5 protein-coding genes are annotated in these 6205 nt (G+C 45.2%); 3 read left to right on the top strand and 2 right to left on the bottom strand.

The features are described from left to right. The first annotated feature begins 383 nt into the window (after positions 1–383). The 3 genes from NO989_RS21320 to NO989_RS21310 all read left to right on the top strand — a co-directional run bounded on the left by NO989_RS21320 (position 384) and on the right by NO989_RS21310 (position 4010). The gene (locus NO989_RS21320; RefSeq protein WP_371343165.1) at positions 384–1553 is read left to right on the top strand and encodes an SO_0444 family Cu/Zn efflux transporter; all 1170 of its coding nucleotides are present in this window, start codon (positions 384–386) and stop codon (positions 1551–1553) included. 147 nt (positions 1554–1700) lie between these two features. Then, positions 1701–2780, top strand: coding sequence for a CNNM domain-containing protein (locus NO989_RS21315; protein WP_371343164.1), 1080 nt, complete (start codon positions 1701–1703; stop codon positions 2778–2780). 51 nt (positions 2781–2831) lie between these two features. Continuing rightward, on the top strand, positions 2832–4010 hold the full coding sequence (locus NO989_RS21310) for an energy transducer TonB (protein WP_371343163.1): 1179 nt from the start codon (positions 2832–2834) through the stop codon (positions 4008–4010). A gap of 20 nt (positions 4011–4030) precedes the next feature. On the opposite strand, the gene NO989_RS21305 is transcribed toward NO989_RS21310, so the two are convergent. Both NO989_RS21305 and NO989_RS21300 read right to left on the bottom strand, forming a co-directional pair. Further along, positions 4031–5164 carry an outer membrane beta-barrel protein gene (locus NO989_RS21305; RefSeq protein ID WP_321824901.1) on the bottom strand — a complete coding sequence of 378 codons (1134 nt, stop codon included), beginning with the start codon at positions 5162–5164 and terminating at the stop codon, positions 4031–4033. A gap of 95 nt (positions 5165–5259) precedes the next feature. Beyond that, complete coding sequence (locus NO989_RS21300; RefSeq protein WP_039234086.1) at positions 5260–6027, bottom strand: methylamine utilization protein; 768 nt, start codon at positions 6025–6027, stop codon at positions 5260–5262. Between the last annotated feature and the right edge of the window lie 178 nt (positions 6028–6205).

Here is a 6205-nt window from a genome sequence, read left to right as displayed (position 1 = left end):
TGCCATCTATACTGCGTTGAATGTTCTCGATTTAGAACCACTAAACCGTCAAACATTCGCCTTGTCTAGATGGCACAACGACCGCTGCAAAAATGTACAACAAAGGTCAACAGGCCCTAGCAACAAAAACTTTCATGGTTGACCTCGTGGTTTAAAATCACACTTTCGAGACAGTCAACATTCGGCCAGTGCATTTGTGCTGGCCATTTTTCTTTCCTTTAAAAGCAAAACGCACTCGCATAAATCAGGTTAATCAGTTTTGCTGATTTTCTGTCATACAGCATATCTGTTATTATACTTACCGTTCTAAAACACCGTTATTTTTGTTGTCAAAAGCCGCGTTCTTCAAAGTGACTTTTCAACAAAATAACCTGTGAGGCTTTGTGTCAGATATCATTTTACTTGGACAAAATTTCCTAGCACTTTTCGTTGAATCCGCGCCTTGGTTACTTCTCGGTTTGCTGGTGGCGGGTATCATGCACGAATTGGTACCCGTTTCGTTTTTGGAAAAGCACATGGGCAGCTCATCGTTTGGCTCAATTACAAAGGCCGCGGTTATTGGTGCGCCTTTACCTCTGTGCTCTTGCGGCGTTATCCCAGCGGCACTTGGGCTTAGACGTAGCGGTGCATCTAAATCTTCCACTATCTCGTTTTTAGTGTCTACGCCCGAGACGGGCGTAGACAGTGTTTCTGTGTCCTATGCATTGCTTGGACCGTTGTATGCCATTGTTAGACCCATCGCGGCCATTACAAGCGCTATTTATGCTGGATTGATGGTGCGTTTTTTCGCAGAAGCAGAAGAGGCTCAACAACGACAATCTGAGGCGACGCAGTCATCGTGCTGTGGTTCAAAGCAAGCACCTAAACCAGAGCCGCAAATACAGGCCAGCACGTCCTGTTGTGCAAGCGAAAAAACACATGCTCATAACCACGAAAGCACAGACAAGCCCAAACAAGAGTCTTCGCCTTCGAAAGTCTCAAGCGTGCTTTCATATGCCAGTGGCAAGTTACTTGAAGACATTGTGATATGGTTATTAATTGGATTAGCACTTGCCGCGGCAATTAAAACGTGGGTACCCACCGACTTTTTAACGCAATGGGGTGATGGCGTGGTCGCCATGCTAGTGATGGCGCTAATCGGCATTCCTATGTACATATGTGCTACAGCATCAACGCCACTCGCGGTTGGGTTTCTTGCGGCGGGGCTATCGCCCGGTGCTGTTTTAGTGTTTTTAATGGCGGGACCAGCCACTAACGTATCAACGATGGGAATGATCAAACAAGAAATGGGCACGCGAACGTTAGTGCTTTACCTTTTCAGTGTTATCTCTGCGAGTATTGGTTTTGGTTACGCACTGAACTACCTAGTATCTTCGTTTTCTTTAGCCTCTATGATCAAAACGCAAAGCCATGTTCATGAGCACGGTGCAGACGTTCAGGTGATTTATGGGCTATGCGCGATTTTATTGGCGGGGTTAATGTTAAGGCTGGGTCTGAAAAAGCTGCAGCAACACCGTCATAACCAAGAGCAACATTCGGCGTGCTGCGGCTAACAGTAGCCCAGCGGATGCCTTTCATAATAAAGCGCTCAAATGATATTCATAGAGCGCTTGTATATCCCGCTCTATTATCCATAATAGTCGTTCAACTTATTAAAATTAAAACGCGTTTAAACCTACAAGGACGCTTGGAATAACTACATGCTTTTACTTATTGTGTACGTCTTCATTGCACTGGGCTTTTCTTTTTTGTGCTCCATTGCAGAGGCTGTGATTCTGAGTGTTTCGTCCGCTTATATCTCTGTGTTAGAGAAAGAGGGTAAGCCCAGTGGTGCGCTACTACGTAAGCAAACCGATAATATAAATACGCCTTTATCAGCAATATTAACGCTGAACACTATTGCTCATACTATGGGGGCTGCCGGGGCAGGTGCGCAAGCGGCAGCAGTATTTGGTGACGCCTATCTAGGCGTTATTTCAGCAGTCCTTACACTCCTTATTCTTATTTTTTCTGAGATTATCCCTAAAACACTTGGTGCAACCTATTGGCGAACACTAGCGCCAGTAACCGCATATTTTCTTAAATACCTTTCAATTGTACTTATGCCGTTCGTTAAAATGTCTGAGCTAATGACGAAAGGCTTTAAAGAAGACAGCCCACTTCGCGGGTTAAGCCGTAGTGAGCTACACGCCATGGCAGAGTTGTCGGGGCAGGAAGGTCAGCTAGCGAATCACGAAGCGGCGTTTCTGCAAAGCTTGTTAAGTTTGCACGAGCTGAAAGTGAAAGATGCGATCACCCACCGCACGGCGCTATTTAAAGTGTCGGAGTCGATGACGGTAGAAGGCTTTTTCCACAAGCACGCCAATATAGAATTTTCTCGTATCCCTGTGTTTGAAGACAGCGACTCAGAAAACATTACCGGCTTTGTTATGCGTTCTGATTTATTGGTGGCACAAGCCAGAGGTAACACCGATAAGCCGCTTTCTGAATACGCAAAAGATATGGTTACCGTGTTAAACACTATGCCGCTGTCAGTCACCTTCGAGCACTTCATCAATAAGCACGTGCATATGTTACTGGTGGTTGACGAGTACGGCGGTTTAGAAGGGGTGCTTACGCTAGAAGACCTGCTCGAACGCTTGTTAGGTGTCGATATCGTAGATGAAAAAGACACCACGGTGAGCATGCGTAGGCTTGCTAAGATGATGATAAAACGCAAAGAACAAATGATGATCAAAAACGTACCCGATGCGTCGCTTGAGAGTTCGTCTAAAAAATAGAATTAGCGCTAATTCGCTCGTAATGTTTAGCCATTATTAAGGATGATGAATATGAAACAGGATTTATGGAAAAAAGCAGTAAGAACAGAATATTCAGCCCAGGAAAGTATTGTTAAGCGAATCCAGCCGTCGCTCGTTTTAGCGGCTTTGCTCTCTACAGGTTTCACGGCAAGTGCAGCTGCACAGGAACTGAGTATCCCATGTGATGATCTTGAAGAAAAAGCGCTCGCAGAATCGAAAGCTGATGAAGTAGAGCGCATAAGCGCATTTACACCCGCGACGCCTTTGAAACGTGTCGATCCTAGATACCCATCTCAAGCCATTAGAAAAGGCCGAGAAGGTTGGGTTAGGCTAAGCTACGTTATCGACGAAGAAGGGAGAGTGAAAGACCCTGTTGTAGAAGACTTCTTTGGAAGCCCCTCTTTCAAACGCAGTGCACTGTCAGCGGTTAAGAAATGGCAATATAACCCTGCGATCAAAGATGGCGAACCTACCCAGCAGTGTCATCAAGCAGTCCAAATGGATTTCGCTATAAGCGGAAAAAGCGGTGCCACACGCAAATTTATTAAAGCTTATAAAGACGCAGACGAGCACTTTAATGCGGGTGATGTTGACGCGGCTGATGAAGCACTTAAAGAGCTTCTAGGCTGGGATACGCTAAACCGCTATGAAAATACGTGGTTGCTAAACTTGGAGTCGCATATAGCGAGCAAACAAGGGGACGTAGAGAGGGAAGCGCAAAGCCTAACGCGATTACTTGCCAGCAACGGTAGTAAGCGCTTCAATAACATGGTGTTCGATGAAGATTATGTGGCATACGCCCTTCAGAGAAAAATCATACTCGATGCTCAGCGCGGGTATTATGCAGAAGCATTAAAATCCTACACCACACTTCAAGACATGGAAGCGCAAGAAACGCGTATTGGCGAGATCGCGCCGCTAATTAGTCAGATTGAAGAATCTATTGCATCTGAGCAAAACTTAACCGTGCCCGTAACGATAGGAAGTGATGGGAATTGGTTCCACACTCTTGTGCGAAGTAAGTTTGCTTTTGGCAACATCCAAGGCGAGCTTGATACCGTTGAAGTCCGTTGTGATACTCATCGAGAAAAATTCACGGTTGCCGAAGCGCATGTCTGGCAAATTCCAAACTCTTGGGGACAGTGTCAGGTGATGGTGAAAGGTGACAGCGAAACAAAATTTGATTTAATTGAAGTGGCGAAAGGGTAGGACGAACACCAGTCGCTTCGCTACAGAGTTACAGTGAACGCCAGTTGAAATAGTTGTTCTCTATAGTCCTCGTCGGATTGGAAAAAACGCAAATTCTCCTGATGTCCTGAATTTAATTGCCACTCTGTGCTAACGGATAAATAAGCGGTAATGTCGTACCTTACGCTAACGGTAAAGGCGTTACCTCTGCTTCCATTCGGGTCATGCACAACATCATCGTTATCTACCACCTGATACCAGTCCCCACGCATGGCTAAAGTTAAATCTTCCCAGCCTAATTGCTTTAGGTTGTATGCCGCACCGATATACGCACTGGAAAAATCGTTGTCTACGATATGCTCCCCCATCAAAGTGTCACCTAGTAGCACTTGAGAAAACACCGTTAACTCAGGTCGTGGTAAATATCGCAGTGTTAATGAATGAAAGCGCGTATGCCAGGCATAAATGCGGTCTGGGTCAACAATGTTCGAGTCTGCATTATTGTCGTAATAGTAATAACGTAACTCGGCCTTTCTAGCATAGGCTAAGTGAGCTCCTACGTAGTACCCAAACCGATTGTCAATTTCCCTGAAGGGTTCCGTCCATGCCGGTGCGTTTAACTTATCTTCATCGACGACGCCGGGAATGGGGAGGAAGTTTACGCGATCATTATAAACGGACTGTCTGTCGTGAAGGGCAAACCCTCGCCAAGAAAGCAGAGTGCCGGTGGAATCGTTACCTTTGAACACGCTGCCCAATACTTTCCATGACCAGTGGCTTCTTATTTGCCTGCCATTTTGTCGCAGACTTACTTCGATGCCGCCCGTTCTTAGTTCTTCACCCACCCAACTATTAATTGCTGAGTTACTCAGAAAATGAGGCGATAACCAACCCGCGTCAGTATTTTCCGCTGAGAGAGCGGGAAAAAATGCCCCTATTTTTACTTCAGGCTTTATGCTGGATGCGACTAACGGGCGATATTTTAAATAAAGCTCGGAAAATCCAACCTTTTGTTCCCCATCGCTATAACCATTGATGACGCCAACTGCCGACCAACTATCCGCTAACATAAAGTCAGCTATTACTACAGCATGAGAGAGCTGTATACCGTTACTTTCATAACGCTGATGGCCGGCCCCCATTTGCTGAAAGCTCCGCGAATCATCTTTTGCCACAAAGCTTGTTCTTACTAGGGCCTTGGTTTCTCCGTGAACCTGAAGTGTTAAACTCGTGCAAAGCAAACAGACGGTTAAGGCAAAGACATTACGCATTAATAATCGCCAAATCCTTCGTCGAAGTCATCGTCACTGAAAACTGCATCAAGAACAAATTTGTATTCTTGTGAGTTGGTGATATGCAATGTTGCGCTGTTAAATAGTTTCACATCAGGTTGCTGCGGGTGCCAGGTCATAACACTGTACTCGCCTACCGGAAGTGAAACATTCATTACGCCTTCTTCATCGGTTTTTGCGAAAAATGGACTGTCGGTTACCACAATATAGCCCAGCATCCAGTCGTGAATATTGCAGCCAATATCTACAATACCAGCTTGCTCAAAGCGAAGCGGTTCAGCGGTAAACTCTTTGTAGAGTTTTAGCTCAAACTGTTTTGTAGGGGAAAAAGAATACACGTGATGAAAAAGATTATCTGCGTTTGGAAACGAAATATCTGTGCCTGATTGAACAACAAGCACGTGAGGCGCAAATTGTTTATCGATTTGATTCATTATGGCGGGCTCTTCTTCACGCTGTGGTGTTGATGCAAGCGTAAAGTTAGGCGTTAGGGTTAACACCATATCTTTCACAGGCTCCCCATTGGCGTCGCTAACGTATATCGAAATGCTTGGCGTTGCTGATAAGGATGTCTCAGCGGCATGTGCCCATGAAAGGGTAGCGCCGGCTAGTAAGAGAGCGCTCGATGTGAATGTACCTGTGATAAAACTAGTTATGTTGAACGTGCTCGCCCTTCGATGAGAAGTAAAGAAAATAGAAAGCGCAAATGACATGGATTTAATCAATAACGTGTTGTTTTTTTGCATTGTAATTCATTCTTTATAATGGCTTTAGCCTTAGACAGAAAGGCAAAGCGCTATGCGTCCTTTGTTGACGCGAAAGCATATGACTACGTATAGCCTATCCAATACCATATATGGACCCTCTCCGATTGCAAGACACCGTGTTGATTTAATAACGTGATTCATTGCTGCCATATATTCG

Source organism: Alteromonas sp. DY56-G5 (genome assembly GCF_041414725.1).
Taxonomy (GTDB): Bacteria; Pseudomonadota; Gammaproteobacteria; order Enterobacterales; family Alteromonadaceae; genus Alteromonas; species Alteromonas macleodii.
This window is presented reverse-complemented; position numbering and strand designations above follow the sequence as displayed.

Bases quoted from the DNA above. Each gene is read 5' to 3' on its own strand.
- NO989_RS21310 (WP_371343163.1), top strand. From the start codon at position 2,832: ATGAAACAGGATTTATGGAAAAAAGCAGTAAGAACAGAATATTCAGCC.
- NO989_RS21300 (WP_039234086.1), bottom strand. From the start codon at position 6,027: ATGCAAAAAAACAACACGTTATTGATTAAATCCATGTCATTTGCGCTT.
- NO989_RS21315 (WP_371343164.1), top strand. From the start codon at position 1,701: ATGCTTTTACTTATTGTGTACGTCTTCATTGCACTGGGCTTTTCTTTT.